Here is a 17,550-nt window from a genome sequence, read left to right as displayed (position 1 = left end):
ACCTATGAAAATACTCAAGTTCAGCAAGAACGGCGCGCGTTTTAATGAGCGTCCGGCCCCGCGCAGTCTGACTGTCGCCATCGCGTTGGTATTGGCGGCGGGTGTTGCGCCGCAAGTCGCGCAGGCATTCCAGTTCGGCGATTCAAACGGCCTCAGCGGCACCGTGAATACCACGGTGTCGTACGGCATCTCGTATCGCGTATCGGACGTCGATGAAGAGCTCATTGCCAAGGCACATTGGGATCCGACGGTAGGCTTCAAAACGCCGCTGCAGCAACGGGCCGCGAAAGGCGCGTTCTCGGCTAACGGCGATGATGGCGATCTGAACTATGGCAAATGGCAGCCGTTCTCGAATCAGGTGCGTTTCCTGACCGAGGTGAAGCTGAATTACGGTCCGGATTGGGGCGCGTTTATCCGTGCAGGTGGTTTCTACGATTTCACCAACGCCAACAATGACAACCTCACGAGTCTGGCCAAGGATCGTGTCGGCAAAGACATCTACCTGCTCGACGCGTTCATCTTCCACAACTTCGAACTCAATGCGCACCAAGGCTCGATTCGTCTGGGTTCGCAGGTCGCAAGCTGGGGTGAAAGCACGTTTATCCAGGGCGGCATCAACGTCATCAATCCGATCGACGTATCCAAGTTGCGCAGTGCCGGTGCGGATCTGAAAGAAGCGTATCTGCCGATCAACATGCTGCGGGTGTCGTACAACTTCACCGACAATGTCTCGGCCGAGGCGATCTACCTGCTGCAGTTTTCGCAGACCAATCCGGACCCTTCGGGCACGTATTTCTCGACCAACGATTTTGCATCTCTCGGCGGTACATACGCGTCCTTGCCATTCGGTCTGTTGCCGCAGCCTGTGAAAAATCCCGAGAACTACTACAAGGTCTGCAATGGTGGCGCGCCGAGTGATAACAGTGCATTTGGCGGCGGCACGGTCAAGAATAATCCGTTGCTCGCGGCCTCGTGTTCGCAAACAGCGCCACGCACATTCGATCAATATCCGAACCGGTTCGGCCAGTTTGGTTTGTCGTTGCATTACGTTGCGCCGTGGCTCAGCAATACCGAGTTCGGTTTCTACTACCTGAACTACGACAGTCGTCTGCCGTTTGCGAGCGGTTATGCCGTGACCAGCCAGGCTGCGACCAGCGCATTATTGTTCAACGAATACCCGGCGAATATCCATCTGTTTGGTGCGAGCTTCAATACCACGCTGGAAGCCTCGGGTGTCGCGTTGCAGGGTGAGGTAAGTTATCGCCCAAACATGCCGCTGCAGATATCTGCGGTGGAATTGATTTTTGCTGGCTTGTCGCCGCTGAATGCGTTCATTCCCCAACCGGGTGACCGCTTCAATAGCCAGCTCGGCAACTTTGCGCCGGGGCAATTGTTGACTGGCTACACGCGCCGGCACGTCGCACAAATCCAGAGCACTGCAACCAAGGTATTTGGTCCGGGCAACTGGTTCAATGCTAATCAGATTGCCTTGGTCGGCGAAATCGGCGCCACCGACGTCACCAACATGCCTTCGCACGCTACCTTGCGGTTGCAGGGTGATGGCACCGACACAAGCGGTGGTCCCGATGAACTCACCGGCGCGCTGCGTAATCCGGAAACCCAGGTCGATGGCTTTCCGACGCGTTTCTCATGGGGCTATCGCCTAGCTGCACGCGCCGACTACAACAACGCGTTCAACAGCTCGTTCACCCTGTCGCCACGCGTCGCATTCAATCATGACGTGCACGGTATTTCGCCGGGGCCGGGTGGCAACTTCATCCAGGGTCGCAAGTCGATCACGCTTGGCATGGAAGCGAATTATCTGAATCAGTGGTCGGTCGATCTGAGCTATACGAATTACTTCGGCGCGGGCGAATTGAATCTGATCAATGATCGCGATTTCCTTGCGTTCGTCGTCAAGTACGCGTTCTGAGCCGAATGCATCTGCAAGCAAATAACGTAGTGGAGGGGTAATTATGTTTAGCCTGAAAAAGACCGCAACTGCAACGTTGCTGGCATTGGCGATGATCTCCACCGGGGCGCTCGCCAAGGGCAGCCCGCAGGATGTCGCCAAGCTCGGTGTCAAAGGTACGCCACTGACGCCGACCGGCGCCGAGCGCGCGGGTAACAAGGACGGCACGATCCCGGCATGGGACGGCGGCATTACGCAGCCGCCGACGGGCTACAAAGTGGGCGATCATCATCAGGATCCGTTTGTCGGCGACAAACCGCTGCTCACCATCACGCTGGAAAATTACAAGCAGTACGCTGAAAAGCTGAATGCCGGCCAGATGGCGATGTTCGAAAAGTACAAAGACTACAAGATGCTGATCTACCCGACGCGTCGCAGTGCGGCATTCCCCGCGCGCACGTACGAAATGAGCATGAAGAATGCCGCCACCGGCGAGCTGATCGACGACGGCGACGGTGTCGATAATGTGGCGGAGGGAATCCCGTTCCCGATTCTCGACGCGGATGCGGGCAAAGCGGGTTACGAAGCCATCTGGAATCACAAGCTCAAGTATCGCGGCAGCGCCTTGTCACGTTGGGACGACACTGCCGTGCCGACGGCCAGCGGTGAATACCAGCTCGTGCGCATCAAGGAAGAACTGCTCGGCCTGTATTCCAAACCAGGCATCACCTTGAAGGACATCAACAACGTCCTGACCTACTTCTATCAGGAAGTGGTGTCGCCGCCGCGTCTGGCAGGTCAGGTTTTGTTGGTTCACGAAACCATGGATGCGAAAAAAGATCCGCGTCAGGCGTGGATCTACAACCCCGGTCAGCGTCGCGTGCGTCGCGCTCCAAACGTCGCGTACGACAATCCGGGTACCGCATCGGACGATCAGCGCACCGATGACATGTTCGACATGTTCAACGGCGCGATGGACAAGTTCGACTGGAAGCTGGTCGGCAAGAAAGAAATGTACGTGCCGTACAACTCCTACACCGTGCACAGCGACAAGGTCAGCGACAAGGATATCGTCAAGCCGGGCCATCTGAATCAGGATTTGCTGCGCTACGAATTGCATCGTGTGTATGTGGTCGAAGCCAAACTCAAGGCTGGCCAGCGCCACATCAACAATCGCCGCACGTTCTATCTGGATGAAGACAGCTGGCAGATTCTGGAAATCGAGCACTACGACAACCAGGATAAGCTGTGGCGCTACTCCGAAGCACCGACCGTGGTGTATTACGAAGTGCCGACCGTCATGAGCACGCTGGAAGTGCACTACGATCTCAAGTCCGGTCGTTACATCGTGCTTGGCCTGGACAATCAGGAGAAGATGTATGATTTCTCCTACCAGTCAACGCCGCAGAACTTCACCCCGGAATCGCTGCGTCAACGCGGCATCCAGTAAGGTTTGACGCAATAGAAGTTGTGTTCTTCGAACAGCCGCCCTTGTGGCGGCTGTTCGCGTATCGGACCTCGGCAAATGAGGTCGCTTTGTACGGAGAATTTCGAGATGTCGTTGCAAACCCCGCGTCCGTCGCCAGGCAAAAAAATCCTGTGCATGAGTTTGCTGCTGGCATCAAGTTTTGCGCTGCATGCCGCAACGACTGACAAGACCGCTGCGCCCGCGCCGGCGGATTCAGCGCCACCGTTCTGGCAGGATCCCAGCAGTCTGCCTGCGGAAATTCTGCCACGCGTCAATCAAGGCCTGTTCACCGCACTGGCGCAAATGGAAAGTGGTTTTGTTGCGGTTGGCGAGCGTGGTCAGATCGCGCTTTCCAGTGATGGCAAAAACTGGAAGCAGGCCGAAGCAGTACCGACCCGCGCCACGCTGACTTCGGTCACGGCGATCGGCATGCAGCTGTGGGCGGTGGGTCACGATGGCGTGATCGTATACAGCGCCGATGCCGGTCAGCACTGGCAATTGCAGCGCAGTGATCCATTGAAAAAATCCGAGGCCGCAGGCCGCTCCGGACGCGCTGCCTCGCAGGGTGCGCCATTGTTGAGTGTGTTGTTTCTGGACGTCAATACCGGTTTCGCGGTGGGCGGCTACTGCCAGTTTCTCGGTACGCGCGACGGTGGTAAAACCTGGACGCCGATCGACCTGAAAGCGCTGGTTGAACATCCGGCATCTGGCAAAGTCGCCGCAAGCAAGAATGCCGACAAGCCACTGGTTTTCAGCAAGGAACAGCTGGCGCTGGAGGACGAGGCCGACCCGCACTTGAACAGCATCGTCGCCACCAGTGACGGTTCGTTGTTGATCGCGGCAGAACGCGGCACGGTGTATCGCTCGACCGATCACGGCGAGCATTGGCAGAAACTGAAATTGCCGTACGACGGATCAATGTTCGGTGCGATCGGCTTCGAAGGCAAACACGTTCTGGTATTCGGTTTGCGCGGGCATGTGTACGAATCGCGCAATCTCGGGGATGAATGGAGCGAGGTCAAAACCGGCACATCCTTGAGTCTGCTCGGTGGTCGCGGGCTGGCCAATGGCGGTGCGATTCTGTCCGGCGCGAACGGACTGCTGCTGTTGCGCAAGAGTGCCAGTGAGGCCTTCCAGATTCTCACCGATGCGAGTGCCGGTTCGATCAGTGCTGCGCTGCCGGTTGGTGATGCGCAGGATCTCGTAATCGCTGCGGAAAACGGCGTCAGCCGGTTTGTACCGCAATAGCCGCCAAAAAATAGCAAACACGCGCAATCGTTCAGAAGTAACGCAATGACAAGGGTCTCGGCATGAATCCGTCTGCAAATACATCCCACTCCGCACCGGGTTTTGTGCATCGTCTGGCCGAAAAACTGGTCTTTGGCAATCGCCTGGTCGTGCTGGTTCTGTTCCTGCTGATCACGCTGGCAATGACCTATTTTGCGGCGCAGCTGAAGGTCGATGCGGGTTTCAAGAAGCAGATCCCGCTGCAGCATGAATACATGCAGACCTTCCTCGATTACGAGCGCGATTTCGGCGGCGCCAATCGTGTGCTGATCGCGGTGATGGACAAGAGCGGCAACATGTTCAACCAGCCGTTCTTCCAGACGATGGAGAACATTACCAAGGACGCGAAAACCATCGACTCGGTCGATGATGCGCGGCTGCGTTCGATCTTTACTCCGAATGTGCGTTTTGTCGAAGTGGTCGAGGACGGTTTTGCCGGTGGCAACGTCATCCCCGCCAACTTCACGCCGAACGAACCCGGCTTCGAGGCGACGCAGGCACAGTTCGATATCATTCGCGCGAATATCGAAAAGGCCAACATCGTTGGTCGACTGGTTGCCAAGGATTTTTCCGGCGCGATGGTCTGGGTCGATCTCGTTCCCGAGGATGCCGAACACGGCGTCAAGCTCGACTACAACAACATCAGCCATCAGCTCGACGCCATTCGCGCCAAGTACGAAAACGAACACACCACGGTCGCGATCATCGGCTTCGCCAAGATGGTCGGCGACATCACCGACGGCGCCCGTTCGGTGATCTGGTTTTTCCTGATCACGATCGCGTTCACGTGGCTGTTGCTGTTCCTGTACTCCTCGTCGGTCAAGCTCGCGTCGCTGACGGTATTTTGTGCGCTGATCGCGGTGCTGTGGATGCTCGGCATGCTGCGCCTGCTCGGCTTCGGCATCGATCCGATGAACATGCTCACGCCGTTCCTGATCTTCGCGATTGCCGTGAGTCATGGCGAGCAGATGATCAATCGCTATCGTGGCGAAATCTTTTTTGGTGGCCTCGAAGAAGGCAGTGTCGAGGAATTGCGTGCGCGTCACGGCGTGGATGCGCGCACTGCTGCAACCCGGGCGTTCCGGGCGTTGCTGGTGCCTGGTTCGGTAGCGCTGATTGCCGGTTGCATCGGTTTTGCGACGATCCTGATCATTCCGATCCGCATCATTTTCGAGCTCGCGATTACCGCCACGGTCGGCGTGGCGATCACGATCCTGACCGACCTGATCCTGCTGCCCGTGCTGTTGTCGTTTTGCCGTCTGCGCAACCTCGAACGAAAGCGCGAATACCGCCTGCGTCAGCTCACCAAGTTCGACAAGATCTGGACTTTCATGGCGCGCTTCAGCCGCCCGGTGCCAGCCGCGATCATCATTCTTGTTGGCATCGCGATGTGGTTCTTCGCGTCGCAATACGGCCACAAGGTGATGATCGGCGACGCGCAGAAAGGTGTGGCCGAGCTGCGTCCCGAAGCGCGCTACAACCGCGATGCGGTGCTGATCAGCGACAAGTTCGCGCTCGGTGTGGATATCCTCAGCGTGATTGCCGAAGCCGCGCCCTCGGCGTGCACATCGAGTTATCCGGTGATGGAAACCATCGACCGTTTTGCCTGGCATATGCGTAATGTCGAAGGCGTCGCGCAGGTCATGACCTTGCCGATGGCGGCGAAGATCGTCGCTGCGGGCTGGAACGAAGGCAATATCCGCTGGCGTGCGTTACCGCGTGATGGCGACACGCTGCGCCAGGTCACGCAGGGTTTCGAAACCGACTCGGGCCTGCTCAACGCCGACTGCAGCGCGATGCCGATCATGATGTTCCTGACTGATCATCGCGCGACGACGATCGATCGTGTGGTTGGCGCGGTGAAAAAATTCCGCGAGGACAATCACATCTGGTCGGGTGGCAATGTGAATCTGCGTTTGCAACTGGCCGAAGCCGCCAAGGCTGGCGGTGCGCCGAGCGATCAGCTCAATCTGCGTCTGGCCACCGGCAACGTCGGCGTGCTCGCGGCGATCAACGACAAGGTGCGCGATGTCGACAGCATGATGTTGTACCTGTTGTATGCCGCGGTGTTCGTGATGTGCCTGCTGAGTTTCCGCAATCCCCTCGCCGCGCTGTGCATCGTGCTGCCGCTGGTGCTCGTGACCGAGCTCGGCCACGCGCTGATGGTGCAACTTGATATCGGCAAGAAGACCAACACTCTCACCGTGATCGCGCTTGGCGTCGGTATCGGTGTGGACTATGCGATTTACATTTTTGCGCGCATGCGCGAGTCGATGAAGGCTGGTCGCACACTCACCGAATCGTATTTCGGCGCGCTCAAAACCACCGGCATCGCGATCTTCTACACCGCACTCACCTTGGCCGTTGGCGTCGGCACGTGGGTATTCTCGGATCTGAAATTCCAGGCTGATATGGGCGTGATGCTGACTTTCATGTTCGTCGTCAACATGATCGCCGCGATGGTGTTCCTACCCGCGCTGTGCCGCTGGTTGCTGCGGCCGTTCGAGAAAGGCTAGTACGAAATGTGCGTGGCAACGAGCGACGTTGCCGCGCGACTTTCAGGTTCCAGCGAGAGCTGGATTCAATTCGCAGACATGCCGATCGGTGACTAATGTCGCCTTGTTTCAGCTATCGGCGGTTGCCTCGGTGAGCTGCGATCAATAGCTCACACCAAGACGGCGCATTACTTTGGCAATGAGCCACAACGGCCCGATCAGCAGATACGCCATGTCGGTCAGGAACGATGGTTTTTTGCCTTCGATCTTGTGGCCGACAAATTGTGCGATCCATGCGATCACGAATACGCCCAGCGCAATCTGCCACAACGCGGTCGGGCCGACGCTGCGATAGAGAGCTTCGCTGAGCAAGCCGAATACTGCGAAAACCACGAGCATGCCGAACGCGAGTGCGCGCGACAGTCGCATGTAGAACGCGAACGAAAAAAACATCGCGACCGCCGCCCACAAGCCGGGTCGCCCGATCATCGCCGGCACCGGCACGGCCCACAGGCCTGCGATCACCGTCCACAGGATTGCCGGCACGCAAATCCAGTGGATCAGAATATTGGTTGGATTGCGGTGATCCTCGCTGTAATTGCCGAGCCACGCATCGACCGGGCGGCGCACAGGAATGTCATCGTGTTGATCGAGCTGGCTATCGTTGGTGGCTTGCATGGACGGTCTCCGAATTGACTTGAAGAGTGTAGCGCTGCGGCGTCTCGGCCGCACGATACGCGCTGCCTCAATCGAGCTGGATTTGCGCGAGACGTTGTAACGCCTCGGCGTATTTTGCGGCGGTGCCGGTGATCACTGGCGTCGGCAATTTCGGGCCAGGCGCCTGCTTGTTCCAGCCCAGTGTTTCAAGATAATCGCGCACGAATTGCTTGTCGTAACTTGGCGGGCTGATGCCGATCTGGTATTGCTCAGCAGGCCAGAAACGCGACGAATCCGGCGTCAGCATTTCGTCCATCACGTACAACTTGCCATCGACATCGGTGCCGAATTCGAATTTGGTATCGGCAATAATGATGCCGCGCTCAAGCGCAAACGCGGCGGCATATCGATACAGCGCCAAGGTCGCCGTGCGCACCTGTTCGGCCAGCTCGGCGCCGATGGTCGCGACCACACTATCGAAGGAAATATTTTCATCGTGATCACCAACTGCGGCTTTCGACGATGGCGTGAAAATCGGTTCAGGCAATTGTTCGGCCTGGCGCAAGCCGGCGGCCAAGGTGATGCCGCAAAGCTTGCCGCTGGCCTGATAATCCTTCCAGCCCGAGCCGATCAAATAACCGCGCGCGATCGCCTCGACCGGCACCGGCTTGAGTCGTTTGCTGATCACGCTGCGGCGCGCATACAGCGCGGCATCGACACCGTGCGGCAACACGCTCGCGACTGATTTGTGCGTTAGATGGTTCGGCATCACCTGCGCAGTCTTGTCGAACCAGAAGTTCGAAATCTGCGTGAGCATTTCGCCCTTGCCCGGAATGGGATCGGGCAAAACCACGTCGAATGCGGATAGCCGGTCGGTCGCCACAATCAGCAATTCGTCGGCCGAAAGCGCAAACACATCGCGCACCTTGCCGCGATGAATCAGGTTGAGGCCAGGCAGCTCGGAGTTCAGCAAAGTGGTGGGCACAGTCGGTATCCGCGGGTTGGATAAGGGCGATATTGTAGCGGCTGCGGCGCGAATTCATGTGCGCAGCGCGCAGTCTTGCTAAAATCGCGGTTCTACTCCCCGATTCGAATCCGATGCCGCGCTCTGTCTCGATCAATTTGCGCAAGGTAATGCTGTTGCCCGTTTCATACGATCTCGCCGAAACCCATTCGGCGCGGCGGTGCCGCGCGTGAATTTCATCGGCAAGATCATCGGCGGACTGGTCGGTTTGTTTCTGTTCAAGGGCCAGCCGTTTGGCATCGTGCTCGGCATCGCGATCGGTCACATGTTCGATGCCAACGCCATGCAGTTTGGTGGCTTCCGCAAGGCGGCACCACGTTCATTCATAGAACCGCTATTCGCGCTGGCCGGTGCTTTGTGCAAATCCGACGGTTTTGTCTCGCAGAGTGAAATCAACGCGACCGAGGCCTTGATGGGTCGGTTGCAGCTAGATGCGGCGCAACGCCAGCACGCGATCGGCCGTTTCACGCTCGGCAAGCAGGATGGTTTCGAGGTGCGTGAGTCGATCGCCGAGTTGCGCACGTGGTGTCGCGGGCGGCGCGATCTGGCGTTCCTGCTGCTCGACATGCTGCTCGATATCATCTACGCCGAGGGCGCGCTGGCCGCAGCCAAACTGAGCCTGCTGCGTAGCTTGTGTCATCAATTGAATGTCAGCGAACAGGAGCTCGCCGCGATCTCGGCGATGAAAGGCTACGCCTACGGCGGCGCGCGCAACAATAGCTACAGCAATACCCAGCAGAGTTATGGCGATCACGGCCGCAGCGCGCCGAATCGCGTGACGAACGAACCTGATCCGTACGCGGTTCTCGGCATCACGCGCGACGCCGACGGGCGCACGCTCAAGCACGCCTATCGCAAACTCATGAGCCAGTATCATCCCGACAAGCTCGGCGACGTACCGGCCGAAATGAAACGTCGATCAGAAATGCGCGCGACCGAAATCAACGCCGCGTACGAGAAGATCAAGCACGAGCGCGGCATCAAATAAACTACGCCACATTCACGATGTGCATCACGGAGACAGTATGAGCAAGCAGCCCAACGTCATCGCCCCGTCCATTCTTTCGGCGGATTTTGCGCGCCTCGGCGAAGACGTGCGCAACGTGCTCGCGGCTGGCGCCGAATGGGTGCATTTCGATGTGATGGATAACCATTACGTGCCCAATCTGACGATCGGTCCGTTGATCTGCGAAGCGCTGCGCAAGCACGGCATCACCGCACCGATCGACGTGCATCTGATGGTCAAGCCAGTGGATCGGATCATTCCGGATTTCGCCGCGGCTGGTGCCACCTCGATCAGCTTTCATCCCGAGGCCAGCGAGCATGTCGATCGCACGATCCAGTTGATTCGCGACAGCGGTTGCAAACCCGGACTGGTTTTCAATCCAGCGACGCCGCTCGACTATCTGGATTTCGTGCTGCACAAACTCGACCTGGTGTTGATCATGTCGGTCAATCCAGGCTTCGGTGGCCAGAGTTTTATTCCGACCGCACTGGAAAAATTACGCCGCGTGCGCGAGATGATTGATCGCAGCGGTCGCGATATCCGGCTAGAAGTCGACGGCGGCGTCAAGGTCGACAACATCGCCGAAATCGCGCGCGCCGGTGCCGATACCTTTGTCGCTGGCTCCGCGATCTTCGGCAAGCCCGACTACGCTGCGGTGATCGCCGCGATGCAAGCGCAGATCGCTGCCGCGCACGGCTGAATCACCCCGCGCGTCACAAATCGTCGACGCTCAAATCACCTGCCAAGCCGGATCGGCCTGGGTCGATGTCCGTGGTTTGGCCGGTGCATTTTTTTCGCATCGGAGTGTTGTGCGGAGCGGCAAGCTGGGCGACGAATATTCGGTGTCATCAGCACTCGACTGCGAGCTGGAAAAACCCGCGCAACCATCGCGCCAGTTGCTATCCACACTTGCGCGCAGGGCCAGAAAATCGGGAGGCAGGCAAACGTCCATCGTAGTTTTCTCGTGAGGTTTGTGGGTGATTAAAAGCGCAGGCAGACCAGTATTCCGAGCAGCAGGCTGAGCAGCGCAAAACACGTGCGTAGCGGCTCGAAGCTGCGTTGCAACTCGCTGTTCGGTTTGTTCGTTTCGTTCGACATTTCGATTTCCCGATCGCGATCATTCGTCGCGTGTTGCCAGTACAACGCGGGTCGTGGCCGCAGCGCTGACACGAATGCGGCGGATTGCCGACAAGTTGTGGCAGCTTGCGGGCAAATCCGTCGTACCCATTGCGCTCACGCAGCTACGCTACGTAAGCTGCCGGCACGATCAACTCGCGGAGCAAGTCATGGCCCGTTCCATCGCCATCGTCGAAGACGAACCCAGCATCCGCGCCAACTACGTCGAGGCGCTCACGCGTTTCGGTTATCAGGTGCAAGGGTATGCCACGCGCTCGGAAGCAAGCCGTGCGTTCAACCTGCGCCTGCCCGAGCTCGTGATCATCGACATCGGCCTTGGCGACGAGCCTGAAGGCGGCTTCGAACTGTGCCGCGAATTACGCGCGAAAGCGGCATTGTTGCCGATCATTTTCCTGACCGCGCGCGACTCCGATCTCGACATCATTTCCGGCCTGCGTCTCGGTGCCGACGATTACCTGACCAAGGACATCAGCCTGCATCATCTGTCCGCGCGCATCAGTGCGCTGTTTCGCCGGCTTGATGCGCTGAGCAAACCGATGAACAAGGAAACTGTGGTCGAACAAGGCCCGCTGCGCCTTGAGGCCGAGCGCATGCGCGTGAGCTGGAACGGCCAAGAAATTCCGCTGACCGTGACCGAGTTCTGGATGGTGCACATCCTCGTGCGTTTTCCCGGCCATGTGAAAAATCGCGACCAGCTTATGCGCGAGGCACAAGTCGTGGTCGACGATGCCACGATCACCTCGCACATCAAGCGCATCCGCAAGAAATTCATCGCCCTCGCGCCCGAGTTCGACGCGATCGAAACCGTGCATGGCGTCGGTTATCGCTGGCGCGTTTAGTCACGCGCTAGCGGCATTGCCATAACATCGACGTACAGTCTAAAAATCGAATTCCGATTTCCCATCTATACGTTTATACGTCTACTAGTCTATGTCGCTGCGTTACAAACTCCTGCTGATCGCACTCTCGACCCTAGCCTTGCCGCTGGCCGGCTGGCTGTTCGTGCGGCAGATGGAAGAGTTGCTGCGCCACGGTCAGGAACAAGCCTTGACCGCCTCGGCCCAAGCGCTCGCGCGCAGCCTGGTCGCATCGAAGATCGCCTTGCCGCAAGGTCAGGGTTTGTATGTGCACCCGCTGACCACGCGCATCACGCTCGATGGTTACGCCGACGACTGGAAACTGCTGTTGCCGTATGCACAAAATCTTGGCCCAATTGACGATGCGCAGAAACTGCGCGTGGTGTTCGCATCCGATCGCGACTGGTTGTACCTGCTTGCCGAGGTGCATGACGCAACGCGCATTCGCGTGGATTCGCACGACACAAGCGCAGCGTCGAGCGATCATCTCAATCTGAGCATGGCGCGCGGCGAAAGCACGCGCAGTTATCTGCTCGCCAGCGCGGCGCCTGGATCCTTCGAAGCAGCGGTGACGGATGGCGTCGAGGGTTCCGTTCTGCCGAAAGTGCTGAGCGGCGAATGGCAGGAAGACGGCGCGGGTTATCGCATCGAAATGCGCATGCCGCTGTCGCAGGCGCCAGACCGGATAGCACTTAGCGTATTCGATGCCGCGGGGCGAGGCGATGTGGCCGTCGCATCGGCTGATCCACAAGACGCGGAGCTGCATCCACTGCTGCGCTATTCGCGTGCGCGAGCGGATGATCTCGCGCTGTATGCGCCGCAGGATGTGCGTGTGCGCCTGCTCAGCAACGATGGCTGGGTGCTCGCGAAAAGCGGCGAGCTGGCCCCAGCAAATACCGAAAGCTCGCGCAGGCGATGGTTCGAAAGCCTGATTTATCGCGGCCTGCTCGCACCCGGTCTGACCGCCGCACAAGATTTTGCGTTCGGCCTGCCGCGCTTGAACGCCACCGAAGTCTGGCAGGCGTTATCGGGGGTTGCAGCGACGGCATGGCATCCATCCGAGCGCGAGGGTAGCGTCGTGCTTGCCGCCGCCGTGCCGCTACGTGTGCAGGGCGAAATTCGCGGCGCGTTGCTGCTCGAACAGTCCGGTGATGCGTTGCCGATCCTGACCAATCGCGCGTTGCTCGGCCTGATGGGCGCGAGCCTGCTGGCATTGCTGGTGGCGGGCGGTGTGCTGTTTCTGTTCGCGAGCGTGTTGAGCCTGCGCATTCGTCGCCTGCGCGATGCGGCCGAACGCGCGGTGCGGACGTCTGGACGTCTGGACGGCCGTTTGCCGTTGTCTGATGCGCGCGATGAACTCGGTGATCTGTCGCGCAGCTTCGGCAAATTGCTGGATGAAGTGGCCGCCTATACCGACTATCTACGCACGCTCGCGAGCAAACTTTCGCACGAGCTCAACACGCCGCTGGCGATCGTGAAATCGTCGCTGGACAATCTCGACCATCAATCGCTCACGCCCGCGGCGCGCACCTATATCGGGCGTGCGCGCGACGGTGCGGAGCGCCTCGGTGCGATCGTGCGCGCGATGCGCGAAGCCAGCCGTCTGGAGCGTGCGATCGCGATGAGCGATGGCGAGGATTTCGATCTTGCCGCCGTGCTGCGCGGTTGTGTCGAAGCGTACCGTCCGCTCGCCGGCACGCGCGAGTTCAGCTGTGATCTGCCGGACGCGCCGTTGACGCTGCACGGGGCGCCCGAAATGATTGCGCAGGCGCTGGATAAATTGTTCGACAACGCGCTGTCGTTCACGCCCGAAAACGGTTGGATTCGCGTCACGCTCTGCGCGCTCGATGACGGCGCGGTAATCACGATGGCGAACCAGGGCCCGCTGTTGCCACCGGCGATGCAGGAGCATCTGTTTGAATCGTTGGTCAGCGTGCGTGAGCAGGGCAGCGCACGCGGCAGTGGCAACGCGCCTCACCTCGGATTGGGTTTGTCGGTGGTGCGACTGGTCGCCGAGCTGCATCGCGGCACGGCCAGCGCCAGCAACCTAACCGACGGCAGCGGCGTGGAATTTCGCATCACGCTGCACAGCCTGGCGCGACGACGCTTGAGCGATCCGAGCTAGACGAACTAGCATGCGTTTTTTGCGACGCCGCCGATGGCGTCGTCGCGATGGAGAATCACTCAGATCCGTTCCAATGCCATTGGCTCATGCCAACGGCACAACGCGGTTTGCGCGATCAATGTTTTTCCACGTTGCTGGATTTCGCCGGCGCCGGCTGCATCGTGATTGGCGTTTGCGATGCATTGGCCTTGGCCGCGGCGGCCACCGGCAGCGAACCTACCTTGCCGACCGTGACATGTCCGGTGATTTGGCCGATCAGTTCGTCGCGCTGCTTGTTCATGCGATCAAAATAGACACTGCCGATTTCGGGCAATCCGCCATTGTCGCCTGCCGTCGTAACCGTAACATTACCGACAAAACCGAGATGCGAGCCACCAACTTCTGCCAAGTCTTGTTGGTAACGTACGAGCGCACGTCGCAGTGAGACCTTGTCGCCATATTTTGCATCGAGCTCCTGCCACAAGACTTCGGCTTGCGTGCGTTGCTCGGCATTCAATTCCGCTGAGGCGAGTTGAAAAGTATGTTCGGCCAGATCGTCGTGCGTTTGAGCTGCGACACGCAACCAAGCCACGCCGCGCACCTTGTCGACGGGAATGCCGATGCCGTTGAAATACATGATACCGACGTTGTATTGCGAAATTTTGTCGGCCCAATAACCGGAGACTTCAAACATTTCCACAGCGGCACGATAGTCCTTGTTTCTGAGGTAAAACTGCCCCTTGGATTCGAAGTATTTTCCGGGGAAAAACCTCGATGGGAAATCATCGCTGATGAAATATGGCATTGCTGCCGCCGATACACTCCAGGCAAGCGCCAGGCCAATCCACAAATAACGAGTGCGCATAGGGTCCTCCTCATATAACTGTTGAAGCCAGTAACAGTAACCACCGAGTCGCAGATCAAACATCAATGTGAATCGTCGCTATCCTTTGCCTAAATTGTGGCGACTCGTTTGATCATCGATCATCGTTGCTGAATACATGTACGAAACATAACGTAGTTAGGGTTGCGCGTCGATGAGAACTCCTGCGATTTACATTCTTTTATATAACGACACAATTGAGCAAGGATTTCTAGGCATTTATCGAAGACAACTTCGGCCATGCGCATGTGGATGTTGGTGCAATAGAGTCGATCACTGCGCCAGCTGAAAACAAAACTGACGCGACTAAAAATCCACCTGCAACACCGCCAAAGCAATAACGCGCTGACCCGAATGGAGGCGGGCGCGAGCCTGCATCCCGACAAATGCGAGCGTCGCACCGAGCAACGCACAACCATCCGCGCTGTCGCGATGCCGTACAAATTGCTATCGTCTGCGGCCCGATGGCTGACAGATGGCAATGCCGTGATCTCGCAGGAAGAATTCAACACACTCGCCGCGCTCGGCCACAATCGTATTCCTGTGGTGCGGGAGATTTTGTCGGATCTCGATACGCCGCTTTCGGTTTACCTGAAACTGGCCGATGGGCCGTATTCTTATCTGTTCGAGTCGGTCGAGGGCGGCGCGCGTTGGGGGCGCTACTCAATCATTGGCCTGCCAGCGCGGCGCGTTATCCGGGTCTACGGGCATCGTTTGACGATCACGGAAGAGGGCGAGACCGTCGAGGATCGCGAGGTCGCCGATCCGCTTGCCGAACTGGTGCGTATCAAGGCGATGTACAACGTCCCGCAGATCGAGGGTTTGCCGAAATTCAGCGGTGGCCTGGTCGGTTATTTCGGCTACGAATGTGCCAGCTACATCGAACCGAAGATCAAGGCCGACGCCAATCCGGATCAGCTCGGCATGCCGGATATCTGCCTGATGCTGGCCGAAGAGCTGGCCGTGTTCGACAACCTCAAGGGCAAACTTTATCTGATCGTCAACGTTGATCCGGCTGATCCACGTGCTTATGCACGCGCCTTGCGTCGGCTCGATGGACTGGTTCATCGATTGCGCTCCGGTAGCGCGGCGTATCCGGATTTTGTCGCGCCCGAGGCGATTGACGAGTCGCATTTCATTTCCAGTTTTCCGAAGGACGACTACCTCGCGGCGGTGGAAAAGGCCAAACAATACGTCTACGCCGGCGACGTGTTTCAGGTGCAGATCAGCCAGCGTCTTTCGGTGCCGTTTCGCTCACGTCCGCTCGATGTGTATCGCGCGTTGCGTGCGTTGAATCCATCGCCGTACATGTATTTTCTCGATCTCGGTGGCGAGCAGATAATTGGTTCGTCACCGGAAATCCTGGTGCGCGCGCAAGCCGGTCAGGTGGTATTGCGGCCGATCGCCGGTACGCGCCGCCGCGGACGCAACGAGCAAGACGATATCGCGATGGAACAGGAACTGCTGAGTGATCCGAAAGAGCGCGCCGAACATCTGATGCTGATCGATCTCGGCCGCAATGACGTTGGCAGAATCGCCGAGATCGGCAGCGTCAAACTCACCGCCAACATGATTGTCGAGCGTTATTCGCACGTCATGCATATCGTGTCCGAGGTGGTCGGCAAATTGAAATCCGGACTGAGTTTCATGGATGTGTTCCGCGCCACGTTCCCGGCTGGCACGCTAACCGGCGCACCCAAGGTACGCGCGATGCAGGTGATCGCCGAACTCGAAACCGTCAAACGCGGTGTGTATGGCGGGGCGATCGGCTACTGGAACTGGCAGGACGAGGCTGATCTGGCCATCGCCATCCGCACCGCCATCGTCAAGGACGGCCAGTTGCACGTGCAAGCCGCCGGTGGTGTGGTTGCCGATTCAATTGCCGAGCAAGAGTGGCAGGAAACCATGAACAAGGGCCGAGCGCTGTTTCGCGCTGTGGCGCAGGCGATGGCAGGGCTTTGATGCAAAGCCGGATTTGCGGAATCACCGGCTGTGGTGTCGCGCGCCATATCCGAAATCAGAAAAATTGAAACCCACCATACGTGGCCGTGGATAGCAGCAGATGGATCTGCTCCGCGTGCGCAGCCTGTACAATTTGGATCGCACTGCTGCGGATTTCCGGGATCGCCGTGCATTCCCAGACATTGCCGAGCAATGACGTGCCGAGCAGCCGGATATTCGGCCAGTCGTTGCCCTCCCTGCGGCACAGTGCCCCCATTTCTTGGTGCAGCGAGTGGTTTGACAGTCGCATACGGCACGTGGCGACGGCATACGATTTCACTCGATCCGTCATAGTCGTGTTGGCGAAGACCTTACGCCTCAGCGATGGCCGCAATCGAAACCTTCAGCCCCGCAATGCGTGCGGGCAATTTGGCGCCTTGGCGAGCGGGCGGGTCGACGGGAAACCACTTGAGCCACTCTTCGTTCATGCCGGCGAAATCGTCTTCATCGGCCAGCACGACGGTGACGCTGACAAGCTTGTCCAGCGAGCTGCCAGCTTCCTCCAGGATGGCCTGAATATTGGTCAGACACTGGCGTGTCTGCTCCTGGATCGTGCTGCCTTTGAAAGCGCCGGTGACGGGATCGGTTGGTGCCGTGCCGGACACAAATACAAGCCCGGCGGCTTTGACCGCCTGGCTGTACATCGGCGGCGGCTTCGCCGCTTTTGCCGTGAACACAATTTGACGTGCCATGTTGTTTCCTTCAAGCAGATGGGTATG

14 protein-coding genes are annotated in these 17,550 nt (G+C 58.5%); 9 read left to right on the top strand and 5 right to left on the bottom strand.

Annotated elements, in window-relative coordinates; translation table 11 throughout:
* Positions 1-4 precede the first annotated feature (4 nt).
* From ELE36_RS17750 to ELE36_RS17735, 4 genes are all read left to right on the top strand, one after another.
* Positions 5-1,933 (top strand): DUF1302 domain-containing protein, encoded by a 1,929-nt coding sequence (locus tag ELE36_RS17750; RefSeq protein ID WP_165371680.1) that lies wholly within the window; start codon positions 5-7, stop codon positions 1,931-1,933.
* Positions 1,934-1,976: 43 nt separating this feature from the next.
* Positions 1,977-3,362: a DUF1329 domain-containing protein gene (locus ELE36_RS17745; protein ID WP_129835662.1), complete on the top strand. Its 1,386-nt coding sequence runs from the start codon at positions 1,977-1,979 to the stop codon at positions 3,360-3,362.
* A gap of 105 nt (positions 3,363-3,467) precedes the next feature.
* Positions 3,468-4,628: a WD40/YVTN/BNR-like repeat-containing protein gene (locus tag ELE36_RS17740; RefSeq protein WP_129835660.1), complete on the top strand. Its 1,161-nt coding sequence runs from the start codon at positions 3,468-3,470 to the stop codon at positions 4,626-4,628.
* A gap of 62 nt (positions 4,629-4,690) precedes the next feature.
* Positions 4,691-7,183, top strand: a complete 2,493-nt coding sequence (locus ELE36_RS17735; protein WP_129835658.1) for an efflux RND transporter permease subunit — start codon at positions 4,691-4,693, stop codon at positions 7,181-7,183.
* 141 nt (positions 7,184-7,324) lie between these two features.
* Here ELE36_RS17735 and ELE36_RS17730 read toward each other — a convergent pair whose 3' ends face one another.
* Both ELE36_RS17730 and ELE36_RS17725 read right to left on the bottom strand, forming a co-directional pair.
* Entirely contained in the window at positions 7,325-7,840 is a 516-nt protein-coding gene (locus ELE36_RS17730; RefSeq protein ID WP_129835656.1) for an Mpo1 family 2-hydroxy fatty acid dioxygenase, read from the bottom strand.
* 67 nt (positions 7,841-7,907) lie between these two features.
* Positions 7,908-8,804, bottom strand: a complete 897-nt coding sequence (locus ELE36_RS17725; protein WP_129835654.1) for a phosphoribosylaminoimidazolesuccinocarboxamide synthase — start codon at positions 8,802-8,804, stop codon at positions 7,908-7,910.
* Between the two features lie 208 nt (positions 8,805-9,012).
* Here ELE36_RS17725 and djlA point away from each other — a divergent pair, with 208 nt between their 5' ends.
* The 4 genes from djlA to ELE36_RS17705 all read left to right on the top strand — a co-directional run bounded on the left by djlA (position 9,013) and on the right by ELE36_RS17705 (position 13,968).
* The gene (gene djlA, locus ELE36_RS17720) at positions 9,013-9,831 is read left to right on the top strand and encodes a co-chaperone DjlA (RefSeq protein WP_165371679.1); all 819 of its coding nucleotides are present in this window, start codon (positions 9,013-9,015) and stop codon (positions 9,829-9,831) included.
* 37 nt (positions 9,832-9,868) lie between these two features.
* The gene (rpe, locus tag ELE36_RS17715; RefSeq protein ID WP_129835650.1) at positions 9,869-10,549 is read left to right on the top strand and encodes a ribulose-phosphate 3-epimerase; all 681 of its coding nucleotides are present in this window, start codon (positions 9,869-9,871) and stop codon (positions 10,547-10,549) included.
* A 586-nt stretch (positions 10,550-11,135) separates the two neighbouring features.
* On the top strand, positions 11,136-11,825 hold the full coding sequence (gene pdsR / locus ELE36_RS17710) for a proteobacterial dedicated sortase system response regulator (protein WP_129835648.1): 690 nt from the start codon (positions 11,136-11,138) through the stop codon (positions 11,823-11,825).
* A gap of 91 nt (positions 11,826-11,916) precedes the next feature.
* Positions 11,917-13,968, top strand: a complete 2,052-nt coding sequence (locus tag ELE36_RS17705; RefSeq protein ID WP_129835646.1) for an ATP-binding protein — start codon at positions 11,917-11,919, stop codon at positions 13,966-13,968.
* Positions 13,969-14,083: 115 nt separating this feature from the next.
* On the opposite strand, the gene ELE36_RS17700 is transcribed toward ELE36_RS17705, so the two are convergent.
* Complete coding sequence (locus ELE36_RS17700) at positions 14,084-14,812, bottom strand: SEL1-like repeat protein (protein ID WP_129835644.1); 729 nt, start codon at positions 14,810-14,812, stop codon at positions 14,084-14,086.
* Positions 14,813-15,316: 504 nt separating this feature from the next.
* On the opposite strand from ELE36_RS17700, the gene trpE reads away from it, so the two are divergent.
* Positions 15,317-16,792: an anthranilate synthase component I gene (gene trpE, locus ELE36_RS17695; RefSeq protein ID WP_129836983.1), complete on the top strand. Its 1,476-nt coding sequence runs from the start codon at positions 15,317-15,319 to the stop codon at positions 16,790-16,792.
* 55 nt (positions 16,793-16,847) lie between these two features.
* Here the strand turns inward: trpE and ELE36_RS17690 are convergent, their stop codons facing one another.
* On the bottom strand, positions 16,848-17,048 hold the full coding sequence (locus ELE36_RS17690) for a hypothetical protein (protein ID WP_129835642.1): 201 nt from the start codon (positions 17,046-17,048) through the stop codon (positions 16,848-16,850).
* A gap of 94 nt (positions 17,049-17,142) precedes the next feature.
* Positions 17,143-17,523 (bottom strand): RidA family protein, encoded by a 381-nt coding sequence (locus ELE36_RS17685; protein ID WP_129835640.1) that lies wholly within the window; start codon positions 17,521-17,523, stop codon positions 17,143-17,145.
* Between the last annotated feature and the right edge of the window lie 27 nt (positions 17,524-17,550).

The organism is Pseudolysobacter antarcticus, assembly GCF_004168365.1.
Taxonomy (GTDB): Bacteria; Pseudomonadota; Gammaproteobacteria; order Xanthomonadales; family Rhodanobacteraceae; genus Pseudolysobacter; species Pseudolysobacter antarcticus.
The sequence above is the reverse complement of the archived record's forward strand: the minus strand, read 5'-3'. Positions and strand labels throughout refer to the sequence as shown.

Bases quoted from the DNA above. Each gene is read 5' to 3' on its own strand.
- ELE36_RS17685 (WP_129835640.1), bottom strand. From the start codon at position 17,523: ATGGCACGTCAAATTGTGTTCACGGCAAAAGCGGCGAAGCCGCCGCCG.
- ELE36_RS17740 (WP_129835660.1), top strand. From the start codon at position 3,468: ATGTCGTTGCAAACCCCGCGTCCGTCGCCAGGCAAAAAAATCCTGTGC.
- ELE36_RS17735 (WP_129835658.1), top strand. From the start codon at position 4,691: ATGAATCCGTCTGCAAATACATCCCACTCCGCACCGGGTTTTGTGCAT.
- ELE36_RS17750 (WP_165371680.1), top strand. From the start codon at position 5: ATGAAAATACTCAAGTTCAGCAAGAACGGCGCGCGTTTTAATGAGCGT.
- ELE36_RS17705 (WP_129835646.1), top strand. From the start codon at position 11,917: ATGTCGCTGCGTTACAAACTCCTGCTGATCGCACTCTCGACCCTAGCC.
- ELE36_RS17745 (WP_129835662.1), top strand. From the start codon at position 1,977: ATGTTTAGCCTGAAAAAGACCGCAACTGCAACGTTGCTGGCATTGGCG.
- pdsR (WP_129835648.1), top strand. From the start codon at position 11,136: ATGGCCCGTTCCATCGCCATCGTCGAAGACGAACCCAGCATCCGCGCC.
- ELE36_RS17730 (WP_129835656.1), bottom strand. From the start codon at position 7,840: ATGCAAGCCACCAACGATAGCCAGCTCGATCAACACGATGACATTCCT.
- ELE36_RS17700 (WP_129835644.1), bottom strand. From the start codon at position 14,812: ATGCGCACTCGTTATTTGTGGATTGGCCTGGCGCTTGCCTGGAGTGTA.
- ELE36_RS17690 (WP_129835642.1), bottom strand. From the start codon at position 17,048: ATGGGGGCACTGTGCCGCAGGGAGGGCAACGACTGGCCGAATATCCGG.
- rpe (WP_129835650.1), top strand. From the start codon at position 9,869: ATGAGCAAGCAGCCCAACGTCATCGCCCCGTCCATTCTTTCGGCGGAT.